The 23,976-nt window shown below is 52.5% G+C and carries 20 protein-coding genes; 10 read left to right on the top strand and 10 right to left on the bottom strand.

Features of this window, described 5'->3' with window-relative positions:
• The first annotated feature begins 177 nt into the window (after positions 1–177).
• From NOU37_06580 to mtnA, 3 genes are read left to right on the top strand one after another with little or no spacing between them, the layout of a single operon-like run.
• A complete protein-coding gene (locus NOU37_06580) occupies positions 178–960 on the top strand; it encodes a hypothetical protein (GenBank protein ID MCQ4574899.1) in 783 nt (260 codons plus the stop codon).
• Position 961: 1 nt separating this feature from the next.
• Positions 962–1,498 carry a 5-(carboxyamino)imidazole ribonucleotide mutase gene (purE, locus tag NOU37_06575; GenBank protein ID MCQ4574898.1) on the top strand — a complete coding sequence of 179 codons (537 nt, stop codon included), beginning with the start codon at positions 962–964 and terminating at the stop codon, positions 1,496–1,498.
• A gap of 5 nt (positions 1,499–1,503) precedes the next feature.
• Positions 1,504–2,574 carry an S-methyl-5-thioribose-1-phosphate isomerase gene (gene mtnA, locus NOU37_06570; GenBank protein MCQ4574897.1) on the top strand — a complete coding sequence of 357 codons (1,071 nt, stop codon included), beginning with the start codon at positions 1,504–1,506 and terminating at the stop codon, positions 2,572–2,574.
• A 140-nt stretch (positions 2,575–2,714) separates the two neighbouring features.
• On the opposite strand, the gene NOU37_06565 is transcribed toward mtnA, so the two are convergent.
• From NOU37_06565 to NOU37_06530, 8 genes are all read right to left on the bottom strand, one after another.
• Positions 2,715–3,221, bottom strand: a complete 507-nt coding sequence (locus tag NOU37_06565) for a hypothetical protein (protein MCQ4574896.1) — start codon at positions 3,219–3,221, stop codon at positions 2,715–2,717.
• A 655-nt stretch (positions 3,222–3,876) separates the two neighbouring features.
• Positions 3,877–4,755: a radical SAM protein gene (locus tag NOU37_06560; protein ID MCQ4574895.1), complete on the bottom strand. Its 879-nt coding sequence runs from the start codon at positions 4,753–4,755 to the stop codon at positions 3,877–3,879.
• A 72-nt stretch (positions 4,756–4,827) separates the two neighbouring features.
• Positions 4,828–5,430, bottom strand: coding sequence for a hypothetical protein (locus NOU37_06555; protein ID MCQ4574894.1), 603 nt, complete (start codon positions 5,428–5,430; stop codon positions 4,828–4,830).
• Positions 5,414–6,961 (bottom strand): hypothetical protein, encoded by a 1,548-nt coding sequence (locus NOU37_06550; protein ID MCQ4574893.1) that lies wholly within the window; start codon positions 6,959–6,961, stop codon positions 5,414–5,416. The genes NOU37_06555 and NOU37_06550 overlap by 17 nt, the downstream gene beginning before the upstream one ends.
• A 38-nt stretch (positions 6,962–6,999) precedes the next feature.
• A complete protein-coding gene (locus NOU37_06545; GenBank protein MCQ4574892.1) occupies positions 7,000–8,235 on the bottom strand; it encodes a type II secretion system F family protein in 1,236 nt (411 codons plus the stop codon).
• Between the two features lie 6 nt (positions 8,236–8,241).
• Positions 8,242–9,942, bottom strand: coding sequence for an ATPase, T2SS/T4P/T4SS family (locus tag NOU37_06540; protein ID MCQ4574891.1), 1,701 nt, complete (start codon positions 9,940–9,942; stop codon positions 8,242–8,244).
• A 225-nt stretch (positions 9,943–10,167) separates the two neighbouring features.
• The gene (locus tag NOU37_06535) at positions 10,168–11,535 is read right to left on the bottom strand and encodes a sigma-54 dependent transcriptional regulator (protein ID MCQ4574890.1); all 1,368 of its coding nucleotides are present in this window, start codon (positions 11,533–11,535) and stop codon (positions 10,168–10,170) included.
• Positions 11,536–11,546: 11 nt separating this feature from the next.
• A complete protein-coding gene (locus NOU37_06530) occupies positions 11,547–12,944 on the bottom strand; it encodes an ATP-binding protein (protein ID MCQ4574889.1) in 1,398 nt (465 codons plus the stop codon).
• Positions 12,945–13,223: 279 nt separating this feature from the next.
• On the opposite strand from NOU37_06530, the gene NOU37_06525 reads away from it, so the two are divergent.
• The 6 genes from NOU37_06525 to NOU37_06500 all read left to right on the top strand — a co-directional run bounded on the left by NOU37_06525 (position 13,224) and on the right by NOU37_06500 (position 18,573).
• Positions 13,224–14,426: a linear amide C-N hydrolase gene (locus tag NOU37_06525; GenBank protein ID MCQ4574888.1), complete on the top strand. Its 1,203-nt coding sequence runs from the start codon at positions 13,224–13,226 to the stop codon at positions 14,424–14,426.
• A 34-nt stretch (positions 14,427–14,460) separates the two neighbouring features.
• Positions 14,461–15,432: a hypothetical protein gene (locus tag NOU37_06520; protein ID MCQ4574887.1), complete on the top strand. Its 972-nt coding sequence runs from the start codon at positions 14,461–14,463 to the stop codon at positions 15,430–15,432.
• A gap of 191 nt (positions 15,433–15,623) precedes the next feature.
• Positions 15,624–16,040 (top strand): ferritin-like domain-containing protein, encoded by a 417-nt coding sequence (locus NOU37_06515; GenBank protein ID MCQ4574886.1) that lies wholly within the window; start codon positions 15,624–15,626, stop codon positions 16,038–16,040.
• Positions 16,041–16,121: 81 nt separating this feature from the next.
• Complete coding sequence (locus NOU37_06510) at positions 16,122–16,622, top strand: ferritin family protein (protein ID MCQ4574885.1); 501 nt, start codon at positions 16,122–16,124, stop codon at positions 16,620–16,622.
• A gap of 10 nt (positions 16,623–16,632) precedes the next feature.
• The gene (locus NOU37_06505; protein MCQ4574884.1) at positions 16,633–17,118 is read left to right on the top strand and encodes a hypothetical protein; all 486 of its coding nucleotides are present in this window, start codon (positions 16,633–16,635) and stop codon (positions 17,116–17,118) included.
• A 114-nt stretch (positions 17,119–17,232) separates the two neighbouring features.
• Complete coding sequence (locus tag NOU37_06500) at positions 17,233–18,573, top strand: acetyl ornithine aminotransferase family protein (protein ID MCQ4574883.1); 1,341 nt, start codon at positions 17,233–17,235, stop codon at positions 18,571–18,573.
• Positions 18,574–18,671: 98 nt separating this feature from the next.
• Here the strand turns inward: NOU37_06500 and NOU37_06495 are convergent, their stop codons facing one another.
• A complete protein-coding gene (locus NOU37_06495; GenBank protein MCQ4574882.1) occupies positions 18,672–20,990 on the bottom strand; it encodes a chitinase in 2,319 nt (772 codons plus the stop codon).
• A 611-nt stretch (positions 20,991–21,601) separates the two neighbouring features.
• Here NOU37_06495 and NOU37_06490 point away from each other — a divergent pair.
• Complete coding sequence (locus NOU37_06490) at positions 21,602–23,638, top strand: heterodisulfide reductase-related iron-sulfur binding cluster (protein ID MCQ4574881.1); 2,037 nt, start codon at positions 21,602–21,604, stop codon at positions 23,636–23,638.
• 183 nt (positions 23,639–23,821) lie between these two features.
• On the opposite strand, the gene NOU37_06485 is transcribed toward NOU37_06490, so the two are convergent.
• Positions 23,822–23,968 (bottom strand): PepSY domain-containing protein, encoded by a 147-nt coding sequence (locus NOU37_06485; GenBank protein ID MCQ4574880.1) that lies wholly within the window; start codon positions 23,966–23,968, stop codon positions 23,822–23,824.
• Between the last annotated feature and the right edge of the window lie 8 nt (positions 23,969–23,976).

The raw sequence follows: 23,976 nt of genomic DNA, 5'->3' as shown, positions 1-23,976 counted from the left end.
TCTTTCCAGTCTTAATCTTGCGCAACGGGCGAGCACACGCAAAACCCGTTTACCATATAATGTAACCTGAGACAAGAAAATATTTAAGAGAAAATAATATTGCAAAAACCGCTGGAATCTGCTTGATTTACTTAGTCATATGGGTCCAGAAGGCATAAAATTGAGAAAAGTCTCCCTATGATTGGGTTAATATTCGCATTACCGCGGGAGATGGAATCGTTCAGGGCAAAATTGGGGCCATCCAGCGGGCTTCCGGCAGGCAGATTTACGTTTTATTATGCGCGTGTAGACGGGCAGCCTGTCGTGCTTGTCAAGAGCGGCATCGGCAGGGAAAGGTCGAGAAGGGCTGCAGAGAGTCTGCTGAAGACGTTTAACGTGGATGCCGTCATATGTGCGGGGCTTGCCGGTGGTGTCAGGGACAGGGTACGCACGGGGGAGTTGATTATAGCCGGCAAAGTGCTTGATTACCCTGTTGTGGGGGGATCCGGTGGTACGGCGGCCGGTTATCCGTGTCACCGAGGTCTGGTCGACCTGTCCCGCAAGCTGGCAGATGAGAGTGGTCTTGAGTTTCGCTGCGGGGACCTCCTTACAGTAGATACGGTCGCCCAGCCCGCGTCAAAGAAACGTATCGGTGATGCCACCTCTGCCGTGGCCGTTGACATGGAGGGAACGGGTGTTGCCGAGGCGGCTATGGCCGCCGGGACTCCTTTCCTGGCCTTGAAGGTGGTATCCGATGAGCAGGATGATGAATTAAAGGGCCACAACCTGGTAGACGGAGAAGGGGATATTAAACCTCTAAGCGTAATCTTTTATCTTATGAAGAACCCTCCGGATTTGATACACTTGTTGCGTATCCGTGGTAAAACGGACAGGGCCTTAGACAAGTTGGCCCTATTTTTGCGCCGCTTTATCGAAAGGTACGGAGAGGTTTCAAATCCATTAAACGTGATGGAGAAATAGCATGTCCGGGATTTCATCAGACAAATCGGCCAGGAAGAGGGTTGGGGTTGTTATGGGCAGCAACTCGGACCTTGATACGATGCGGGAGACCATTAAGGCTCTAAAGGAGTTCGGGTTAAAATTTGACGTGGACGTCATTTCCTGTCACAGGACGCCTCAGCTTGCGCACGAGTACGCCGCCGGTGCTGAAAAAAATGGTTATGAGGTAATAATAGCCGGTGCCGGAAGTGCCGCGGCGCTGCCGGGAGTGCTTGCCTCGCTCACGACGGTGCCGGTCATCGGCGTACCCGTAGTTAACCCGCCGCTCGGCGGGACAGACGCGCTGTATTCTATGGTTCAGATGCCGGCGGGGGTGCCCGTGGCCGTTGCCGGGCTTGGCAAGGCGGGGGCGCACAACGCGGCCATACTGGCGGCCGAGATACTTGGCATAAAAGACCCCGCCCTCAGGCAGAAACTGGAGGATTACAAGAAGAGGCTTGCCGAAGACGTAAAGAAGCGCTCCGAAGAGGTCAAACGAGAGTTGGGTGCGGAAGACTAATAGAGATGGAGAAGAGCAAAGGGCAGGTGTCTATACCCACTATAGAATGGGAAGGCGGCGCGGACGGCAGGGTAAAGCTTATCGACCAGACCCTGCTGCCTGGAGAATTCAAGTTTATTTACTGTGACAACAAGGAGTGCCTGTGGGAGGCCATAAAGATGTTGAGGGTGCGCGGGGCGCCCGCAATAGGTATCGCCGCGGCCATGGGCGTCTTCCTTGGCATCCGCAACGTACATGCCGACAACTTTAACGACTTCTTTCTCAAACTGCAGGAGGTAACAACGTATCTCGGCACGGCCAGGCCCACGGCGGTAAACCTGTTCTGGGCACTTGAGCGGATGGAACACGTGGCACAGGCGTTCCACACCGAACCCGTTGAGACGATAAAGGAGTTCCTGTTTAAAGAGGCCCTGGAGATATTGGAAGAGGACAGGGATTCCTCGAAAAAGATAGGCGAGCACGGCGCTGCGCTTATACCCAGGGGCAGCACGGTTATGACCTATTGTAACGCCGGTGGACTGGCTACCGGCGGTTACGGCACGGCGCTGGCCGTCATATACGCCGCAAAAGCGCAGGGCAAGGTGGACAAGGTCTTCGCGTGCGAGACCCGGCCGCTGCTTCAGGGCGCCCGGCTCACGTCATGGGAGCTGCTCGAGGCCGGCCTCGACGTGACGCTTATCTGCGACAACATGGCCGCACACGTAATGGCGGAAAAAAAGATAGACGCCGTGGTGGTGGGCTCTGACAGGATAGCCGCCAACGGGGACGCCGCGAACAAGATAGGCAGCTACGGCCTCTCTATAATAGCAAAAGAACACAAGGTTCCGTTCTACGTGGCCGCGCCCATATCCACGTTTGACATGAAAATCTCCAAAGGTTCCGACATACCCATCGAGGAACGCTCACCCGACGAGGTCACCTACATTACCGGCCACCGCATCGCCCCCGACGGCGTCAACGTCTTTAACCCCGCCTTCGACGTCATCCCCGCCGGGAACATCAGGGCAATCATCACCGAAAAGGGCGTCGTCAAAAACCCCACCACAGAGGGAATGAAAAAGCTGGTAGAGGGGTAAGTCGTGTGGAATTGTCTGCCGCTTTACCCTCGTAATGTATATGTTTTTGTAACGTCCGATCTCCGCATCGGACGTGAAGAAGGAAAGCCTCAACGACGGCGTCCGCCCTGCCAACACAAACCCTGTCGCTACGGTTTAGATTACTGAGGCACCTCCTGTTCCTGCTGTTTAGCTTGCTGACGGGTCGCCTGTTTCTGCTGTTTCGCTTGCTGGCGAGCCGCCTGCTTCTGTTGTTTCGCTTGCTGACGGGCCGCCTGCTTCTGTTGTTTCGCTTGCTGACGGGCCGCCTTTTTCTGCTGTCTCGTTTGCTGGTGAGCCGCCTGCTCCTGTTGTTTCGCTTGCTGACGGGCCGCCTTTTTCTGCTGCATACGCTGCTGACGTTCCGCCTTTTTTTGCTGCTTGTGCTGCTGACGGACCTTTTTTTGTTCCTGTCTAAATCGCCGGCCTGCTTGCTGTTGTGTCCGAGGACCTTGCGCAACAAGGTAAGGAGATTCTTTTTCTGCAATTGCGAGATGTGCTTGTGCATCTTGCAGCAATGTGCCTGCTTTACTCTTAGCGACAGGACCTAGACCTATGAAAAATAATATCGTTACGCTTGCTATAAAAAGGAGGTGTCTTGTTTTCTGTCTTGCTTGATTTCGTTTCATGTCCCTGCTCCTTCCGTTTGAGAATCACTGAGACCCTCAACGAAAAACAAAATCGGTTAACAAATCTTGCATCTTTCGTGTGGCATCTACAGGGCGTATCAAATCTGCTGAGAATGCCGAATCTATTTGGGTGTGTCAAGCCTGCAGGGTGTGCCGAATCTTTGTAGACTGCCTGGTGTGGCTGCATCCTATACTGCCATACAGTTTTATTCCTTGTAAAAGTCTATCTTCTAATAAAAGCTGTTGTCAAGAAGCATTATTTTATCAGCGTTATTCCCCGGCCGGTTTATTAGCTGGATTCGTATGGCGCGTTAAGATGCGCTATACAAACTACAAAAATCCTCTCCAAGGGAACGTTTAATCGGGAAGATTTTTTGCAGGCCGTGCAGTAGCAAATCACATCTTTCCGGGTAGATGCAGACAACAACCTTTACGGTCGTTGACTCAGGTGTTAAACATTCACTGTTCAACGAGGTAAAACCTCTTTGTCTACCAGGATTCCATCCGCAGGAAGGAAATTGTCTCCGGTAGACAACGACCTTTACGGTCGTTGTCTTAATGGAAGTTTTTGTAGCGTCGGGTCTCCGTGCCCGACGTTACAGTCTAGATTGCTTCGCTTTGCTCGCAATGACAAAAAGTACGCCGCAACATGTTCCTACTCCGCGAGTCTGAGGCCCTTCTCCCGGGCGTAGGTGTAGGCGTCGTTAAACTCTTCGCGGGTGATGCGGCGGTCTATCTCGCCAAAAAACTCGCCGGCCTTGTAACAGGGATAATACTGGTCCATTATATTTATGTATGTACTCGGTGATATTTCTCCGGCGATAAAGTCTATGATTTCCCTGCTGCCGGCGACGTTGTTGGGCATGACAAGATGTCTTACCAGCAGACCCCTTACGGCGACGCCGTCCTCTATGACCAGGTCGCCCACCTGCCGGTGCATCTCTTTCAGCGCGGCCCTCATCACCTCCGGGTAGTCCCCGGCCCTTGAGAATTTCTCCGCCCAGCGGGGATGGGCGTATTTCGCGTCCGGCATGTAAATATCTATTGTGCCCTCAAGGAGTTTGAGTGTCTCTACCGACTCATAACCGCCGCAGTTATAGACGGTCGGCACACTCAGGCCCTTTTTGCGGGCAATCCGGGTGGCCTCCATAATCTGGGGGCTTACGTGGGTGGGTGTGACAAAGTTTACGTTATGGCATCCGCGTTCTTCCAGGGCCAGCATTGTAGAGGCGATATATTCGGTCGAGACCTCTTTGCCCGAGCGGAGGTGGCTTATGTCGTAGTTCTGGCAGAACAGGCAGCCGAGGTTGCAGCCCGCGAAGAATATAGTCCCGGAGCCGTGGCGGCCCACCAGGGGTCTTTCCTCCCCGAAGTGGGGCCCGTAGGAGGATACCACCGCCTCCCGTCCTATCCCGCAAAAGCCTGTTTGGCCCTCAAGCCGCATTACCTTGCAGTTCCTGGGGCAGAGCCTGCAGGGTGAGAGCAGTTTGTAGGCCTCCGCCAGACGTGTTGTAGTGGCGGATGAGTCCGTCATAATTGTCAACAACTCCACAGGGCCATCGGGGCAGCCCGGATGGCCGTCCCTACCGGTATTATCTTTATTTCTCTATTCCTTTGCAAACACCCTGAAGATGATCTCTATAGTTGGTTCGGGAAGCTTTCTGGTTATGGTGAGAGATTTTAACAATATAATCTTTTTTTCCTCGACACCGGTGAGGAAACAGCCAAGATTTTTAAGCTTTGAATAAAAGATTAGTTTTACCAAAGACATATCAGCCTCTATATCGGCATATGTTGCGACGTTTTCTTTCTTTTCTTCTCCTTCTTTTTCCGGCGGGGGTACGTAGTTAGGGTCGATTGATATACCGGTTATATTACAGCTTCTGGCTTTCTGCGTCACCCTCGCGTATATCTCATTTCTCGTAAGCAGCTTTTCCTTAAAGGCGTTGATACTCCTTTTTGTTACCTTTATCAGTCCCTGTTCTTCTTTGCTGAGGGGTGCAAAGGTTGCCAGTAGTTGACGTTCTGCCCTGACCATCGATTGTACCTGGCTTATGTCCCTTCGCATGTTTTCTATGTCTCCGGCCTTCGGCTTTACCACCATGAAATAGATTAAACCTGCGGCTACAATGATGGGAATTCCCAGCAGCCATATCCGAACGTGTCTGGAAAGCTTTCCCAGACCCCCCAGTCTATTCTTTAGTGCCACCTTTGGGCTCCTTAGACATTATTTGTGCGGCTACCGTAAATTCGAGTTTACTCGCTAGCGTTCCTCTCGCACCCCCTGCCACAGCGGTTGGACCTATCGTGAAAGATTCTACCACTCCATCGCTTAGAGACGGATTTGTCAGCAACCTGGAAAAGAATTCCCTAAATACCCTCTGCACGAAGGCGGCGTCTGAGCCGACGACCTCTCCACGGATTTCAAGTCTCCAGCCCTTTTCGTCCTCTTTTATGTCAACTGAATCAAGGAGCATCTCGTCAGATACGCATAGACTGATAGTCCTTAGAATCTCACTCCAGGGTGACACGGGACCCAGCATCTTGCCCAGAAAGACACGCCGGGTTCCCAGTAACCCTCTCTCTTTTTCTATTTCCTGCATGTCGCGAGTCTGAGGTCTGAGCGAGGCGATATCGCGGTTCAATCCCTGAAGCTCTTCTTTATATGGCTTCACCTTATGCCGTAACAGGAAGTAGTCTCCGGCAAGAAATATGATAAGCAGGATGCTGGCCGCAATTAAAATCTTCTTTGCCAGAGAGGATTTCCTTTGCTCGGTCAACTGCATCGACATCAAGTTCAGCGTGGAGTGTTCGTGTCCGTTCCATGCCAGCCCCAGCGGGATTGCCAGCGTGGAGAGTGACTCCCTGAACTCACCGACCCTGTCGCCAAGGGGCGAGAGATCGAGATCCAGGGGGGCATATATTTCAGTCTGTATGCCGGTCTCGGAGGATATCGCGTTCGCAAGGGCGTCGGGTTGGGCCCTCTCGCCCAGAAGCAGTATTTTTTCTACCGTAAGTCCTCTTGCCTGTTGTTTTGCAAACAGAAGAGAGCGTTTTAGTTCCGCCACCAGGCGACCGGTACGTTCTGCGGACACGTCGGCCTCCGAGCCGCGCCTTAGTGGAAACTCCCGGGGAAACCGTAGATTCCCCTGGTAGAAGATTACTATCGTTCCCTTTTCGCCACCGTCATGGACCATTGCCACCGTTTCGTCTCCCGCCCCTCCCCTCATCCAGAACAGGTTACGCAGCGCGGCAGGCACTACCGTTAAAGAGCTCAGCTTCAGGCGGGATTCACCGGCTATTGAAAACAGCTCCGCCATGTCCTTCGACTGTGCCCTGGCCACAACGAGCTCTATTTTTTGCAAGCCCTTCTCTTCAGATTCTCCCACTACTTCATAGTCAAAAACGAGTTCATCGGCGGGAAACTTCAGGTCCTTTCTGGCCTCCCTGTCTGCCGCCATCCGCGTGTCGCGTTTGGACATTGGCGGTAAGGAGACCTGGTGATAATCGATGGACGGATACGGTATGATGGCGTTAATGCTCTTTGCTTTGAACCCTCGTTCCTGCAATATTTTACTTAATCGTGGACCAACAAGCTTTAACCCCCCCTGTAGTTCCTCTATTACAAAGTCCGTTACTTCCAGCTTTTCCGCCGAGCTTGTCATCTCCACCAGCTTGATCTGTAGTGTCGACTGCCGCTGGACTACTTCCATTCCTATTACAGGGACGCTTTTTGCCATAAAACCTTCCCGAATAAAATCGAGGGTGCGAGACCGCCTTAATGTCCGAGCTTGCCCAGAGAGCTGTACAGGGGCAGATACATAGAAATGGCCACCAGGAGGACTATCCCGGCCAAAAACACTATCATAATGGGCTCAAAGGCGGCAAAAACCTTTTTGACCGTTTGTGGAATCTCCCGGTCGTAGAATTCGCTTACTTTTTGCAGGGTCTTGTCTAGCTGACCGCTTATCTCGCCGATTTCTACCATCCTTACCACCATGGGCGGGAACTCCTTGCTTGCCCTCAGCGGTTCAGAGAGCCGGTGGCCCGCCTTTACCTGCTCCCGCGCGTTGCGTATCACCCTGGCTATGACCTCGTTTCCAACGACCTTCTCCACCACTGCCAGGGCCTGAAGGATGTCTACACCGGCGGAATAAAGCAGGGCCAGGAAGTGAGCAAAACGCGAGAGGGCTATCTTGCGCAGCAATGTCCCGAAAATGGGTATACTCAATTTAAATCTATCAAAGGCGTATCTCCCCCATGGGAACCGTACGATGATGTTTATGGTGCCTATCACCCCTCCTATACCTATAAGGATTAAGTACCAGTAACTCTGTGTAAAGCTGCTTACGGCTATCACTATAACGGTGGGAAGCGGCAGGGGTACGTCTAACTGTTCAAGAATCTTGATGAACTTTGGAAAGACAAAGGCAAAAAGATATCCCACCAGCAGGACGATTGCAGCAAAAACGATGGCGGGGTAAATGGTTATTTGTTTAATGTTGGCCTTCATATCTTCCTGCCACTCCAGGAACGACGCTATTTCAGTGAGGACCCTGTCTACTTCACCGGAGGCCTCACCGGCCTTGAGGAGGTTTATGTAGAGTTCGGGAAAGGCCTTCGGGTGTTTTGCCATGGCGTTTGAGAGGCTGCTCCCCCCCTGCACGTCATCTCTCACTTCTGCAAGTATGTTTTTGAACCGTGCGTCCTGTGTTTGTTCAACCAGGTCATCAAGACCCTGGATGATGGGGATGCCTGCCGAGAGTACTGTGGAAAGGTGATGGGTGAAGGTTATTACTTCGCTTGACTTTACCCTGCCTATGTAGATTGCTCCCCTGGAGGTCTTTCGCTCCCTCGCCGCCTTCTTTTTTCCTTTTCCGGACTCGGTGGCAGTGAGGAGATAGTAGCCCATTTCGGACAGCTTCGTCGCAAGTTCTTCTTCGTCTCCTGCTCCAAGCGTCCCCTTTACGGTCTTCCCGTAGTCGTCTATGGCAGTGTAGTTGTAAGGTGGCATAGGGCTTTAGAACAACTTAAGGACCTCCTCTATCGTGGTAATACCCTGCGCAATCTTTTCGATACCGTCTTCCTTGAGGGTCTTGAGTCCCTCTTTTACGGCTGTCACCTTGATGGTGTTGCCGTCGGCACGTTTTATTATCAGATCGCTTATTGTGGAAGTTACGCTGAGCATTTCAATAACGGCGATCCTGCCCCGGTAGCCCGTGCCCCTGCAGTAAGCACAGCCCCTACCGTGATAGAATTTCATGCCGCGAGTTACTTCTTCGTCTCCCAGGAGGTCCACCAGTGACGGGTCCGCAGTTATTTCTTCCTTGCAACGCTTGCAGATGGTCCTGACGAGTCTTTGCGCTATAACGGCAACCAGCGAGGAGGACAGGAGGAACGGTTCAACCCCCATGTCCATTAATCTGGGTATGGCGCCAACCGCATCGTTGGTGTGAAGGGTGCTGAAGACCAGGTGGCCCGTCAGGGCAGCCCTCACGGCCATCTCCGCTGTCTCACCATCCCTTATCTCACCGACAAATATCACGTCAGGGTCCTGTCTCAATATTGACCTGAGCCCGACGGCAAAGGTGAGCCCGGCCTTCGGGTTAACCTGCGACTGACGTATTATGGGCAACTCATATTCTACAGGGTCTTCCACGGTGATTATCTTTCTCTCCAGACTGTTGAGATAGGTCAGGGTGGAGTACAGAGTGGTGGTCTTACCTGAGCCGGTAGGCCCCGTGGAAAGGATGATACCGTGGGGTCTGTCTATGGCCTTTTTGAATATTGCCAGATTGCTTTCAGAAAAGCCCAGGCTCTCGAGCCCCCTCACCAGCTTTTCTTTGTCAAGCAATCTCATGGCCATGGTCTCTCCAAACGTGGTGGGAAAGCTGGAGACCCTTAAGTCCATGACTTTGTCACCCATTTGGAATTTTATCCTGCCGTCCTGGGGGAGTCTGGCCTCCGAGATGTTCATGCCGGACATGATTTTTATTCTGACCGTGATCGGGGACAGCAGTTCCTTCGGAATGGACGGGCCCTGATGCAGGATGCCGTCTATCCTGTACCTGGTTCTAATTATCTTTTCGTCCGGTTCTATGTGCAGGTCCGTGGCATCCTGTTTGGCCGCGTAGGTTATAAGCAGGTCTATGAGATTTATAATCGGGGCAACGACGGTAAGGTCCGCCGCGTCTCCCTCTCTGCCTATTTGCGTCTCGGCCAGCCTTATGTTCTCTTCTATAAGGGACTCGATGGGTTGGCCGTCGACCTGGATATCCGAGGCCTCTACCGCCGCAGTCCCCCCGGTGCCGTAGCAACGGCTTATCGCCTCAGTGATATCGTTCTCTGTGCTTGCCGCAACCTCGACGTAATATTCAGTCAGGTCCTGCAGCTCGTCTATAACGGCGACGTCAAAAATGTTTGCCATGGCAACCTTGAGGGTCCCGTTATTTACCGACATCGGGACAAGCTTATGCCTGCGGGCGAAGGCCTCCGGTACAAGCCCTATAGCCTCATCGGAGAACTCATATTCTTTAAGTTTTATGCATTCCACCCCCGCGTCCCGGGCAAGGATTTCTGTAATAACCTCCTGGCTTACGAACCCCAAGGTGTGAAGCACCTCGCCAAGCAGCACACCGGTACTTTTCTGCTCTCTGAGGGCGACCTCGAGCTGTTCTTCCGTTACAAGGCCTTCCTTTATTAATTTTTCACCAAGAAGCACTTCTATCTAACCTCCAAACCGGACGGCACCATGAAAACCCTCACTCTATTGCCCCATCTTCAATGTGGCTCTTCGGGGGCATACGTGTTTTTAAGTCGGAAACGCCGTCTAAACCCCGAACGTGAAAGCCTCGTGTGGCAAAGCATGTTAGCTGGTTGAGGGTTATATGCGCAAAATTATACTATAACAGCGGCCCGCTTACTACAGGAAACACCTCCGGGGTTATCATTTGCCGTGTCCGGGTATCTTTATATTGTATTTTTTTATCCTGTGCCACAGGCTTCTTTCGGTAATGCCCAGGCGCCTGGCGGCCTTTGCCTGAACGCCACCGGACTGCGACAGTGCGTCGAGTATCAGTCTCTTTTCTGTAGAGCTCAGTATTTCTTCTATTGAGCCTTTACTTAACGATTCGGCCTTTTCTCCGGTAACTATGTAAAGCGGCAAACAGTCCTTGGTAATCCAGTCTCCGTTGGAGACCACGGCCGAGCGTTCAATGCAGTTCTCTAATTCTCTCACGTTTCCCGGCCAGTTATAGGCCGCAAGCATGTCAACGGCATCGGGGGTAACGCCGCTAATGTGTTTCTTTACCCTTTCGCCGACCCCTTTGAGGAAATGTTCCACCAGGAGGGGGATGTCCTCTTTTCTTTCTCTCAGTGGCGGGAGATAGATAGGCACTACGTTTAGCCTAAAGTACAGGTCTTCTCTAAATTGTTTCTGCTCCACGGCCTTTTGCAGGTCCTTGTTTGTTGCGGCGATTATCCTCACGTCAACCTGAACGGTCTTTGTGCCCCCGACCCTCTCAAACTCCCTCTCCTGGAGCACTCGCAGTATCTTTGCCTGGGTGGCAAGGGTCATGTCGCCGATTTCGTCCAGGAATATGGTGCCGCCGTTGGCCAGCTCGAATTTTCCTTTCTTTTGTGCAACGGCACCGGTGAAAGAACCCTTTTCATGCCCGAAGAGTTCACTCTCCAGCAGGCCCTCAGGTATGGCCACACAGTTAAGTTTCACGAACGGCTCTTCACGCCTTGTGCTTTGTGCGTGGATGGCCTGGGCGATGAGTTCCTTTCCCGTACCGCTCTCGCCGTATATGATGACGGACGAGTCGGTTCCAGCGACCTTGTGCACTATGGTGAAGACCTCTTGCATGACGCCGCTGGAACCTATGATGTTCTCATACTTGTACTTCTTCTCAATCCTTTCTTCCAGCCGGGAGATTTCCAGTTCGAGCCGTCTCTTTTCTAAGGCCCGCTTGAGGACTATCAGGAATTCGTCCAGTTTGATCGGCTTGGTAAAGAAGTCATACGCCCCCTCCCGGACTGCCCTTATCGCCAGGTCTCTGTTTCCATAGGCGGTCATAATAATTATGGGGACGTGGGGGTCCAGCCCGCGAAACTTCTTTATCGCATCTATACCGCTCATACCCGGCAGCCGTACGTCAAGCACAATGAGGCTGAACGCGTCCTGTTTTACCTTCGAGATGCCCGTCTCGGCGCTGGTGGCGGAGTCGACCTGATAGCCCTTCTTGGTCAAGGCCTCTTTCATAAAGAACAGTATTGACTGTTCGTCATCAACTATAAGTATCTTGTCTGTCATGTCTTAAAAACCTATGCGAAAGTTGGTAACTCGACTTCAAAGGTTGTGCCCTTGTCTCTGCCGCTTTCCACCCGTATCTTCCCCCCATGGGCGGATACGATACGGTGGGTTATAGGCAGCCCGAGGCCCGTGCCGTCGGACTTGGTGGTAAAAAACGGCAGGAATACCCTTTCTATATCTTCCGGTGGTATGAATGAACCGGTATTGGAAAAGCGGACTATGAGCCTTTTTGGCTGCACAGCCCCCTCGTTAAAACCCGGGGTGCCATCCTCCAGGGTGCTGCTTACGCGGACACTTCCGCCCTCAGGTGTCGCTGCTATCGCGTTAACAAGGAGGTTTCCAAAGGCCTGGGTTAGTTTCTCCGGCCGGGCGAGGACGAGTGGCAGTCCTTTCTCCAGGTCTTCTGACACGGTGACCTCTTTTTCCGGTATATGGTATTTGCTCACACTTATTGCCTGTCGGAGGAGGCTGTTTACGTCCACTGGTTCGGGCGCGGCAGACTCCGTCTGGGCGAAGTCCAGCACCTCTTCTACAAGCTTGTTCGCGCGGTCCACCTCGCCGATAATGGTGTCCGCGTATCTCCTCTTGGGGTCTGTCTCATCTAAATCCTCCCTGATAAGCTCCATCAGCCCACGGATAGATGCCAGTGGGTTTCTTATCTCGTGGGCAAAGCCCGCGGCCATTGTGCCAAGTCCTGCCATCTGGTCCGCCTGCCTTATCCAGTCCCGTATGTGTTCTGCCTCGGTCGGGTCCTGGAAGGTAATGACAAGCCCTGCGGGCCTGCCGGTATCGTCGGCTTTCGGGGTTATCCTGCCGTTTAGTTTTACAGAACCCTTTTTCTTGTTGACCTCCATGTCTTCAAAAATCTGGGTGCTGTTGTCTTTTACGGCGTTATCTATGAGGTTTAAGAATATCGTGTTTTCAGGGGTTTCCAGGAATATATCGCGGAAATGAGCGCCCTCGGCCTCTTCAAAACTCGTGTCCAGCGCCCTTTCCGCTACCCTGTTTATATGTGTGACCCTGCCTTCCCCGTCGAGTGTTACCGCTCCCTGGGAAAGCACCTCCATCAATTTGCCTTCCTCCATGTAATGGTCCAGCGAGGAGAACACCTCTTCTATTGTCTTGCTCAGGAGCGACAACTCGTCCGGGGCTTTGATGTCCCTGCCGGGCGCAAGCATTTCGGCCCTTTTACTCAGCTTCTTTAAGGGTTCGGTTATGGCGTAGGCTATCATCGCACCTGAGATTGCGGCGAGACCCGCCAGGGAAAATATCCCTAACAGTATCCATAATGTGCCGACACCCTCGTAGCTGGGACTCCTGGGTGGGAGGAAGAAGTATTTGCTGAAACTCAAGGCAAAATAACCCGATGCGATGGTAAAAAGTGCAAATGTCGCGGGAATTACCCACATCAGCCTGTACCTTACCGCTGTGGGGGGCTTTTGCTCCGGAGGATGAGATCCTTGATGGGAACTATTATTTTTCACAACCTTTTCCCCTCCCTGCCCTTAGGAAGAAAGAGCACGGACAATACAGGCATTATTACCCTTACCCGTCTTCAAGTCAAGTTGCAAATTTACCTTGACCTTTTCGCTATCAGGGGCGTAACTTAAGGCCCTGAAAAACCCACGACTCCAATCTTAAACTATTATAGCAGGTAAAGGCGGTTCTTTTCATGGAAGGAGGAGGACATGTACATTATCTCCAGCAGCTCAGAAAGATATCTGATGTCACTGTCGGTTCTACTGGGCATTTTCATGCTTTTCGGGGGCCGGCCCGCCCTGGGGTGTTCTAATGTCGGGGTTTCGGGTAACGGCTATACGGCCACGGCGCGCACAATGGATTTTCCACTTAGCTCGGGGGGTATTTTTGGCCTGGGGAAGGTGAGCGACAAGAATACCACCGACCTAACCGTACTTCATGGAGGCCAGAAAATCAAGGCATTGACCTGGACTACCGGGCACAACTTTCTGGGGCAGACGTGGCTGGGAAACTCGGCGATTTTCGACGGGGTCAATGACGAAGGTCTGTATACGGGCTATTTTTATCTCCCTCAGTTCACCGAATACCCCAGATACGACCCGGCAGACCCCAGGCCCGCACTAGGAATTATGGAGGTAACAAACTACCTGCTTGCCACGGCCGGCAGTGTTTCGGATGCGCTGGAAAGGCTTAAAAAGGTACAGGTTATAATAAATGCCATGCCGATGTACATGCCGGGTCATGACGGCTTATTCGTAATTTCTCCCCTTCATATAGTCTTGAGGGATAAAAAAGGTGATTCGGCCGTGGTTGAGTGGGTCAAGGGGAAACAGAACATTTATCCCGATTCCGGCCCGGTAATAACCAATTCGCCTCCTTTCGACTGGCAGGTACTCTACGCCCAACAGTTCGACTATGTTACTACGGAAGGTACGGCAGCTAAGTTCGACGGCGTCACTATGAACGGGACGGGCTTCGGCGGCATCCCCGGAGACTGGTCACCCCCAAGCCGGTTCGCGCGCGCATACCAGATAGCAAGGCTTTCACCAGAGCCGGACAGCATGAATGCCGCGCTTAGAACGGCCCTTTCTATACTTGAATCCATGCAGGTCCCATGGGGGACAAACCCCTCGATGACTGTTTGGAAGACCCTGGTAGACCTTAACAACTCGGTCTACTACTTCCAGCCAATGTTTAATGTGATTGATGTTGAGAAAAACAAAATAGTTTCATATAATCCGGCCACGTCCTGGGTGACGGCTGATTTAAATAAGATTGTGCTTGAAGGTGCGCTTCCAAAGGGATGGGTCAGGGTAAACGTCACTCCAACACCTGAAGGGGCTGCGAAAGAATTGGCAGACCTGATTAAGTACCCGGAAGGCGGCCCGGACGCGATTAAGAAATTGGACTAAACGGGCAAGCTCCCCTTGGGAGGGATAAAGTGAGATGAATAAAGCACCGTTTTTTATCACTGTTCTCTGTGTTGCCGTAGTTACGTCGATTATTTCAGCCGTCTCAGCTGAAGAGCCCGCGGGACCGGCTTCGGCCCCGACTAAGCCGCCGGGCAAGAGTGAGGCGTCCGCTGACGCCGGCTCCCCCGCAGCAACACAGCAAAATAAGTCTCTGACCGAAATTAACAAAGAAATGAACAATCCCGTCTCAGACCTGTGGTACCTTACGGTGCAGTACAACCACATCTGGAGCGAAGGAAAACTGGCAGACGGTACCAAGGACGCAGACATAATGGTATTCCAGCCCGTGCTCCCCCTCAAGTTAACAAAGGAGTGGAACCTGATCAATCGTCCAACCGCCTCTTTTGTACTCGGAGAGGCGGCCCCATCGGGCTTCTTAGACGAGGACGGCACCACGAAATTGGATTTCGACCATGTGGGTGGGATGGGTGATACGGTCATTTTGTCTCTCCTCGCTCCTTCTGCGGCACGTAGTTTTCTCTGGGGGTTTGGACCTATACTCACCCTTCCGACGGCCAGCGACAAACGTCTGGGAGCTGGAAAGTGGTCGGCAGGTCCCGCCGGCTTCCTTGGCTACATCGGAGACAGGGGGTTCATCGGCCTTCTTGCGCAACAGCAGTGGTCCTACGCCGGATGGGCCGATGAGCACGTCAGCTTGACAGACTTACAGTATTTCGTTCAGCTTTTCTTACCCGGAGAGTGGCAGGTCGGCCTGGGTAATCCAGATGTACTCATTGACTGGACTGTTGACGATGACGATAAGGTGACCTTTCCCGTTGGCCTTAACGTCGCAAAGATGATAAAGGTCGGTGAGACCCCCGTAAAGCTTTGGCTGAGTGGTTATTACACGCCTGTCAGACCGGACAGTTTCGGGGAGGAGTGGGCCGTTCGTTTCCAGATCAGCCCGACCATCCCGTCTCTTATCAAGGGATACCTGTTTGAGTAACAACGGGCCAGCTGAACGAAACAGCTTGTAATAATATGCGCGTGGGGATATAATTTTCCCATCGTAAGGTCGTCGCATAGCCGACACTTAGGTCTTGTCTTCAGAGCGGCGTTTATTAAATCTTTTGTAGATACTTGGGTCGTGCCACGGGCTAAAAAACCGAAAGATAATTCAAGAGGGGAGCAGAATAGATGGACAATAAGAAGATTATAGATATATTGAATAAGGCCCTTACCGAAGAGATGACAGCGCTCGTACAGTATATGCAGCACCATTACCTGTACAAGGGCTCCAACGCCGAGTGCGTCAAAGAGCTTCTCAAGAAGCTGAGCTTTACGGAGATGGACCACGCCTACAAACTGGGCGAGAGGATAGCCGCCCTGGGCGGTATGCCCACCACAAAACCCAATCCCCCTGATGTGCCGAAAAAGGGTGTGGATATGATAAAAGTGAATCTGAAGGCCGAGCAGGATGCCGTCGTGAGTTACAGGGAATGGATAAAGGTGGTTGACGCGGAAGGCGACCCCACAAGCCGGAACATATTGGAAGGTTTCCTGGCCGACGAGGAGGAGCACGTCGCCGACCTGGAGGCGCTTCTGGGAGATTAGCGCGCCCCCCCCGGTCATGTATAGGAAGAAATATGTCCTGTTACTTCAGACATATGCCCAACGTCCGAAAAGAGGCCTTATATGAAACCCACTAAAGAGGTCCTGGACATAATCGAGTCGGCCATCATTCAAGAGATAAAGGCCAGGGATCTCTACCGTTCCATCGCGTCACAGTTGCCCGATAAGGGCGCATGCCTGAAGCTCAGCGTCATGGCCGATACCGAAGAGGAGCACCGGAAGATCTTGACCAACTGGTACAAGCATCTGGTAGGGCACGAGCCTGACATATCGGAGTTGAACAAGAAGCGCGTAAAGAGGATGGTGAAAGAACCTCCCAAAGACGCCGCCCTTCAAGACGTTGTAAAGATCATATACGAGGCAGAGGAAAGGGCCTACCAGTTCTACAGGAAGGCGGAAGAAAAGACCGCCGACCCGGATTCCAAAAAGGTCTTTGAGAAGCTGGCCAAGATGGAGAAGAAACATGAGGACTTTTTCCGCGGCGAGTATGAGACGCTTGTCGAGGATGCGTCCATCAGGTTCGGCGATGAGGAAATTCCCTGGATGATTGAGGCCATGGAGTGAGCCAGGTCCGGTGAAGGGTGGCAAGGGCGGCGAGGGGGACTTAAAGGAGTACGGGAAACGACGGGATTTCTCAAAGTCTCCGGAACCTGATGGCGGGCATCTAAAAACCGGCAAAAAGAGATTCGTCGTACACGAGCACCACGCGAGGCGGCTGCACTGGGACCTGAGACTTGAGATAGGAGGAGTCCTCAGGAGCTGGGCAGTCCCCAAAGGCCCGCCGCAAGAACCCGGCGTAAAACGCCTGGCCGTCCAGACAGAAGACCATCCCATAGATTACATAGATTTTGAGGGCGAGATCCCCGTGGGGAACTACGGGGCCGGCACCGTTGAGATATGGGACGCGGGAGCCCTGGGGCTTCTGGAGGAAAAGAGAGACACGGAGCTAAAGTTCACGCTCAACGGCAAAAGGCTCCGCGGCACCTACTTCCTCATAAAGATTCACGGCGGTAAGATACCCGGCGAGAAGAACTGGCTGTTGTTTAAGGCCAAAGAGTGATATTGCATAGTGCGACCCGACGCAGTTTGCCGCATTCTGTAGCTGCCCTATTTATGGGGCTTGTGTACGTGGGCTTGACAAATCAAGCAACTACAAAATATATGGTAGAGGCACATGCCTAAAGAATATCCATTTATAAAAGTACCGCCGCCGGGGCCAAAGGCGAGAGAGCTGTTAAGGAAGGACCGGAAATACGTCTCGCCCTCATCCGGCAAGGTCTACCCCCTGATGGTAAAAGGGGCAAGCGGTGCCATGGTTGAGGACGTAGACGGCAACAGATACCTGGACTTTACCGCCGGGATAGCCGTTACCAGCACCGGACACTGCCACCCGGAGGTAGTAAAGGCCATTACCCGGCAGTCAAAGGAACTGCTCCACATGTCCGGGGCGGACTTTTACAACCCCCCGCAAATAGCGCTTGCCGAGAGGCTTGACGCCGTCTGTCCGGGGCCGTCTCCCAAGAAGGTGTTTTTCAGCAACTCGGGCGCGGAATCAATCGAGGCCGCCATAAAGCTCACGCGCCACCACACCCGACGTCCTTATCTTCTCGCCTTCTTAAACGCCTTCCACGGCAGGACCATGGGCGCGCTCTCGCTCACCAACAGTAAGCCCGTCCTGCGCAAGGGTTTCGCGCCGCTTATGCCGGGGGTGGTACACGTGCCCTATGCCGAGTGCTACCGCTGTGCCTACGGACTGACCTATCCCGGCTGCAAGATTGCCTGCGTCAAATGGATTGAAGAGGAATTCTTCGCAACCCACGTGCACCCGGAGGAGGTGGCGGCCGTATTCGTCGAACCCATACAGGGCGAGGGCGGTTACATCGTGCCGCCGAAGGAGTTCCACCAGGAACTCAAGAAGCTCTGCAAGAAGTACGGTATACTGTTCGTGGCCGACGAGGTCCAGTCGGGGATGGGGCGGACGGGCAAGATGCTGGCCATCGAACATTTCGGCGTGACGCCGGACGTAATATGCCTGGCCAAGGGTATCGCCTCCGGCATGCCGCTCGGGGCGACTGTGGCGGGCGGCAAGATAATGGACTGGCCGCCGGGCGCCCACGCGAGCACTTTTGGCGGCAATCCGGTAAGCTGCAGCGCGGCGCTCGCCACAATAGACCTCCTTAAAGGCGGCCTGATAAAAAACGCGGCACAGATGGGCGACTATATCATAAAAGCGTTGCACGTGATAAGCGCCACCAGCCGTCTTATCGGCGACGTGAGGGGCAAGGGGCTTATGATCGCCGTCGAGATGGTCACCGACAAAAATACAAAAAAACGGGCGATAGAAGAAAGGAACAAGGTCGTTGAAGGGGCCTTCCGGAAAGGTCTCCTGCTCCTGGACTGCGGGCGCAACTCAATCCGCTTCTCTCCCCCGCTGACCATCACAAAGAAGGATGCCGATAAGGCGCTGGCCATATTTGAGGAGACACTTCGAGAGGTGGAAAAAGGCATGCGCTGACTAAGCCTTGAGACCTCAGCGGAAGTGTCTTTTTTGTGAGAGTCCAACGACCAATTACCAGCATATATTTATTGGTCGCTTAACCTACACTTCATCTCTCAAAACCCAACAAAATGCCTTGCAAACTCGTAATCATACTGTTGCATTCTCTGGCCGTCAACGGCACCGGTACAGTGGTTATTCGCCCATGTACTGTCACACGGGTGGTCACGGTTTAATGACCAGCCTGACAAAAATTTAATTCCTTTGTCCTTAGACCACTCAACAATCGTGTCCGTGTCGTTTAGTGTAAATCGTTCAGGTGCTGGTGACGGCACGTTACTATAGTACCAAACATCATTCACACCAATCATTGGTGTAAGTCCTATTAACGACCAGATTTCACCATCAGCCTTGTTGGGATACAGCGTCCCTAAGTATTCAAACGTCTTTTGCGCCGAGTCCATGGCATGCTGCGCCATTTTATCCGGCTGATAATCGGTGTTCCATCCACCATAATCCATGGTCATTAAATTCACCAGGCCAAATCGCAGGCCCTTATTAACGGCGTCTCTCAGTACTGCCGCACCGGCCGGATTTAACCCGTCCTTTGGCGCAACCTGTAAGGTAAAACCGATTTTCAGATTCGGATACTCCCCTTGTATCAAGACGAGCGCATCAACCATCCTTTGCATTGCCACCACGTCGGCGACCTGCGTACCTTCAACGTCAAAATCGATATGCTGCGCATTGTACATGTTGATGACTTTTTTGTAGGCATTTACTAATTCCGGCACGTTCGTACACGCCTGAGACAAATACGTCCCAAGAAAGCCGCCAAATGAAATAATCACGTCCCCGCCTTGCACTCTTACGTCCTGGATCGTTTCCCTGCCGAATCCCTGGGCCACGGCGTACTCTGCATAACCACCCCAGGCCGGTTCATGTGACCCATCAGTTGACGCAACCACAAAGGCAAGAACTAAATGTTTTACACCAGACTCCGTCATAAGCCCTGCAAGATCAACCGGGGCCATCCCGCCTGTTGCCGGATCCCAGCGAACGTTTAACGTCAGATCAACATAAGGCGCATAGAAGTTTCCGTTTCCAGAGCCCTCGCCGCTTTTGTATTGAATGGGAATGGTAATACTCTCGCTGATGTTATAAGGATTCGTAATCGACGCACGGTATACCTCACCACCAGATTCATAATCACTGGCTGCCACATTGTATTGGCCCACCGCCACGTAATCAAAGGCGTGGGCACCTGACGAGACTTGATGAGTGTAAACGGTGCCGTCAGTCCCCGTTAACGTGACCGTGACCGCCGCTGAGCTATCCGGCAACCCGGTTACCTCTACGTTAACCGCAACGTCGGAGTATATCGCCTCCTCGTCATAGCTAAGCGTGGCGGTAGCGGGGTTATTTGATGAGGCCAAAAATTCAAGTGGATTCTTTTCCGTGTAATTCGGAGTGTACTCGATACCGTTCGCACTGAAGGACTGTGTCCACACCTTGTAGCCATCGCCCGATGTCAGGTCACTAACTCCCGTTGTCTCCCCCCACCCGGCCTGAACGTTCCTCTGAGCTTCGGTAGTCACGTTTTGTAAATAAATATCTCGTGCCGTTAACCCCGATAAAGGTGCCTCTGGCATCACAATGGATACTTCAGCCGGTATAGGCCTTACATATTGCCAGGTGACATCCGCCGTCTTCTGAGATGTACTGAGCGAGATGCGCTGCTCTGCCGGTTGAGCTTGATAGACGCCCACGTCATTAACATAGACTGTATAATCACCATAAACTAAATTGTCCACCGTCCTTCTTTCCTGCCAATTCAAACTAACGGATGTCTCATAACCGTTAGGACCTTTGATGTCTACGTTTGGACGCTTACCGCTGACATCGCCTGCGGGCATACCGGGCGCAACCAGGTTAATCATGCCGTCACTTCCCCCTGGTGGTAGCACATTACCTAAGAACACTTTGACATTCTTGAGATCCGAAGGACTAACTCCGGCTGAAAGGCCAAACTTTATGGTAATGCTACCGCCGGCCGGTAGCGTTGTATTCACCCAGGAACCGCTGGGAAAAGTCAACACCACAACATTATGAAAGTCGCCGCCGCCTTGTGCCGAATTTACCGCTATGTTAGACGGGTACGACAGGGGCTGGAAATCGCCCCAAACGCTGCCCACATGGGCAGGTGTATCAAATTCTATCGTGCCGTCTGTAAAATCCAGCGGATATACCGCGGCATTCTTTAGATTAATTTCTACGTTACTCCACCACCGGTCGCCCTGAGTCGCTACTGTCACCTCGACGTCAGGACTAGAATCCGGTGAGGTTAAACTTCCCTGGTAATCCGCTGCAAAAGCTGAAACGGCAAAAAGAAACGATACAACCATCACCCACACGTACTTTAGGTTGAACGTCATTGTTGTTTTCTCCCTTCTCCGAAATACAGCAACGGCATCATGAATGACGTACATCTCACAAAGTACACCCTTGCAAAAAACGTACCAAATGATATCGTGGATACAAATACGCTAAAAGCGCATTTATGACGCCACATCGGCAACCGTATCATACTGGCGCATCATTACTTACTTGTAACGCCCTGCCACCGGTAGAACGACCTGCTTTAAACCGGGACACCATGCATACTACAAATTCTGTAGATTTAGCTACAGGATTTGTAGCTGCAATCAGTAGCCCTGGAATGGCGATAGTCCCTTCAACACCTCTCCCCCCGTTCCGCCTCCGGATTATCTTCAAACTTCAGAAACACATTGTCCATGCCACCATCTCACCATTGATAACAATAGAAGTGTTACGTCTTTAGCGTATTTTATCAAGCTGAAATTACGTATATTACGTATGTCCCGGGGCAAGGATTTTCAGTGTAAAGGAAAGATTACAGGAATAGACGCTTTTATATTTTTCTCCCGGGTAGGTTTTAAAATGCAGGGCCTTTTCTAGAGGTCACACTACAACACGAGCAATTAAGAATGTCCGTTAAACGCCTTTGAGGCTATAATATCTTTTCATGACCCCCACGAGAGAGATTTACTGGAATGTCGGGCATCACACGCTGCTCTATGCGGTCTTTGCCCTCGCACTCGTCATCTTCTTATACGGCATGTACCGGCGCGTCAGGCTGTGGTCCGCGGGCCGGAAAGAAGACCCGTTCGGCCAGCTCTCCAGCCGCCTGACGTCCACTTTATGGACGATCTTCAGACACCGCAAAATACTCCGTGAGACCTTTCCCGGCGTGACCCACGCCCTTATGTTCTTCGGCTTCACCGTGCTGTTTATCGGCACGTGTCTTATCGCCCTGCAACTGCATCTGGGATGGAAGATACTCTACGGCAATTTCTATCTCTGCTACTCCTTCACCCTGGACGTCTTCGGGGCATTATTTCTCGTCGGCGTACTGCTTGCCGCCTACAGACACTATCTGTCCGAGGAAGAGTTTCTGGAAAACCGGCGGGACGACGCCATCGTCCTGGGCCTGCTGCTGGTTATACTTATCACAGGTTTCCTGGTCGAAGGGGCAAGGATAGCCGCCACTCAACCCGTGTGGGCCATATACTCCCCGGTGGGGTACGCCTATTCACTCCTCATTATTGCCGTCTTCTCAGGGGGCGACGGCCCCGCCGGCACGATTACGACGGACAAACTGCTTGCGATACACACCGCCCTCTGGTGGCTCCATATGACGCTTGCGATGGTCTTTCTCGCCTACATACCGTACTCAAAACTCCTGCATATATTCACGGCGCCGCTGAACATATTCCTACGTTCAGCTCAGCCGGAAGGCGCCCTCAAACCGCTTGACCTGCCGGATATTGAGACGGAGGCCGCCGGGGACGTAGAAACGGAAACGCAGGTCTTCGGCGTGCTGAGCCCGGAGGATTTTACATGGAAACAGCTACTGGACGTGGACGCCTGTATGAGATGCGGCAGGTGCGATGCCCAGTGCCCGGCCACACTGGCGGAGAAACCCCTGAAACCCCAGAAAATCATCCTGGACATCAGGTCGCAGATGGAAGAGGACATGGCCGGGCGGCTCCCCGGCGGGAAGATAAGCGACGCGGAGATATGGGCGTGCACGACGTGCCGTGCCTGCGTGCGGCACTGCCCGGTAAACATAGAACACCTGCAAAAGATAATAGACCTGCGCAGGGGACCCGGACTAATGGAGGGTAAATACCCCGCCGAGGTTACAGGGACTATCAAGAAGATATGCACCCGGAAAAACCCGTACGGTCTCGATAACGCTCGGAGAGAGGACTGGACGGAGGGGCTTTCTGGGATAAAACGGCTCTCGGAGGGCGGCGGGACAGAGACCCCATTATTATTCTGGGTAGGGTGCGCGGGTGCGTTTGACGACAGGAACAGCCGGACGACACAGGCTTTTGCCAGGGTTTTAAAAGAGATGAAGGTAGACTTTGGCATCCTGGGCGCGGAAGAAATATGCTGCGGCGACCCGCTCAGGAGGTTCGGCGACGAGATGGATTTCCAGCAGTTCGCAAGACAAAACATTGAACTCCTTGAGAAATACAACGTAAAAGACATAGTCACCTGCTGCCCCCACTGTTTCAACACCCTTAAGAACGAATACCCCCAGTTCGGCGGGGATTTTAATGTGCTGCACCACACCGAATTCATCGCTAAAAACCTTGCTCAGACTAAACACCTGCTCACCAAAAAAACCGAGGCTGGCCTCGCGGGCAAGACCGTCACGTACCACGATCCCTGCTATCTCGGCCGGCACAATATTATTTACGATGAGCCGAGAGAGATAATCAGCCATCTCGTCGACACGGGACATTTTAAGGAGATGGAACTCACGAGGTGCAGGAGTTTCTGCTGCGGGGGCGGCGGCGGGCATATGTGGATGGAACAGAAGATTGGCAAGAATCTTAACGAGATGCGCACCGACCAGGCGCTTGAGACCGGGGCCGATATCATAGCCACCGCCTGTCCCTACTGCCTGACCATGCTGTCAAACGGCCTTAAGACAAGAGACAGAGAGGACGTGAAGGTGGTAGACATAATAGAGCTGCTGTCTGGTAGTTAGGAAAATATATACACCCTTGTCATGAACAGCATTGCCGCACATCAGCCACTTGCAGAAGACAACCTGTATCTAAAATATCCTGTCCCGTCTTGAACAATACTGGATAAACATGACCAGGCCGGTCGCGACTATAAAAATAAGCCCCAGCGCCAGTATTATCCCTACATAGTTTGCGGCAATCTCTCAGTTGTGCATACCCTGCAACAGGTTTTTTGTCTCATCGCCGTAAAGTCCGGTCTTTCTGAAGAGCAGTATAATGCCGGTTATGGGAGTAATCAGCAGGAACGGGGTAAAGACTATCGCCACTATTCTGTGTAGTTTTCTTAACATGGAAGCTC

It is taken from the genome of Candidatus Bathyanammoxibius amoris (genome assembly GCA_024451685.1).
In the GTDB taxonomy this organism is placed as follows: Bacteria; Planctomycetota; Brocadiia; order Brocadiales; family Bathyanammoxibiaceae; genus Bathyanammoxibius; species Bathyanammoxibius amoris.
This window is presented reverse-complemented; position numbering and strand designations above follow the sequence as displayed.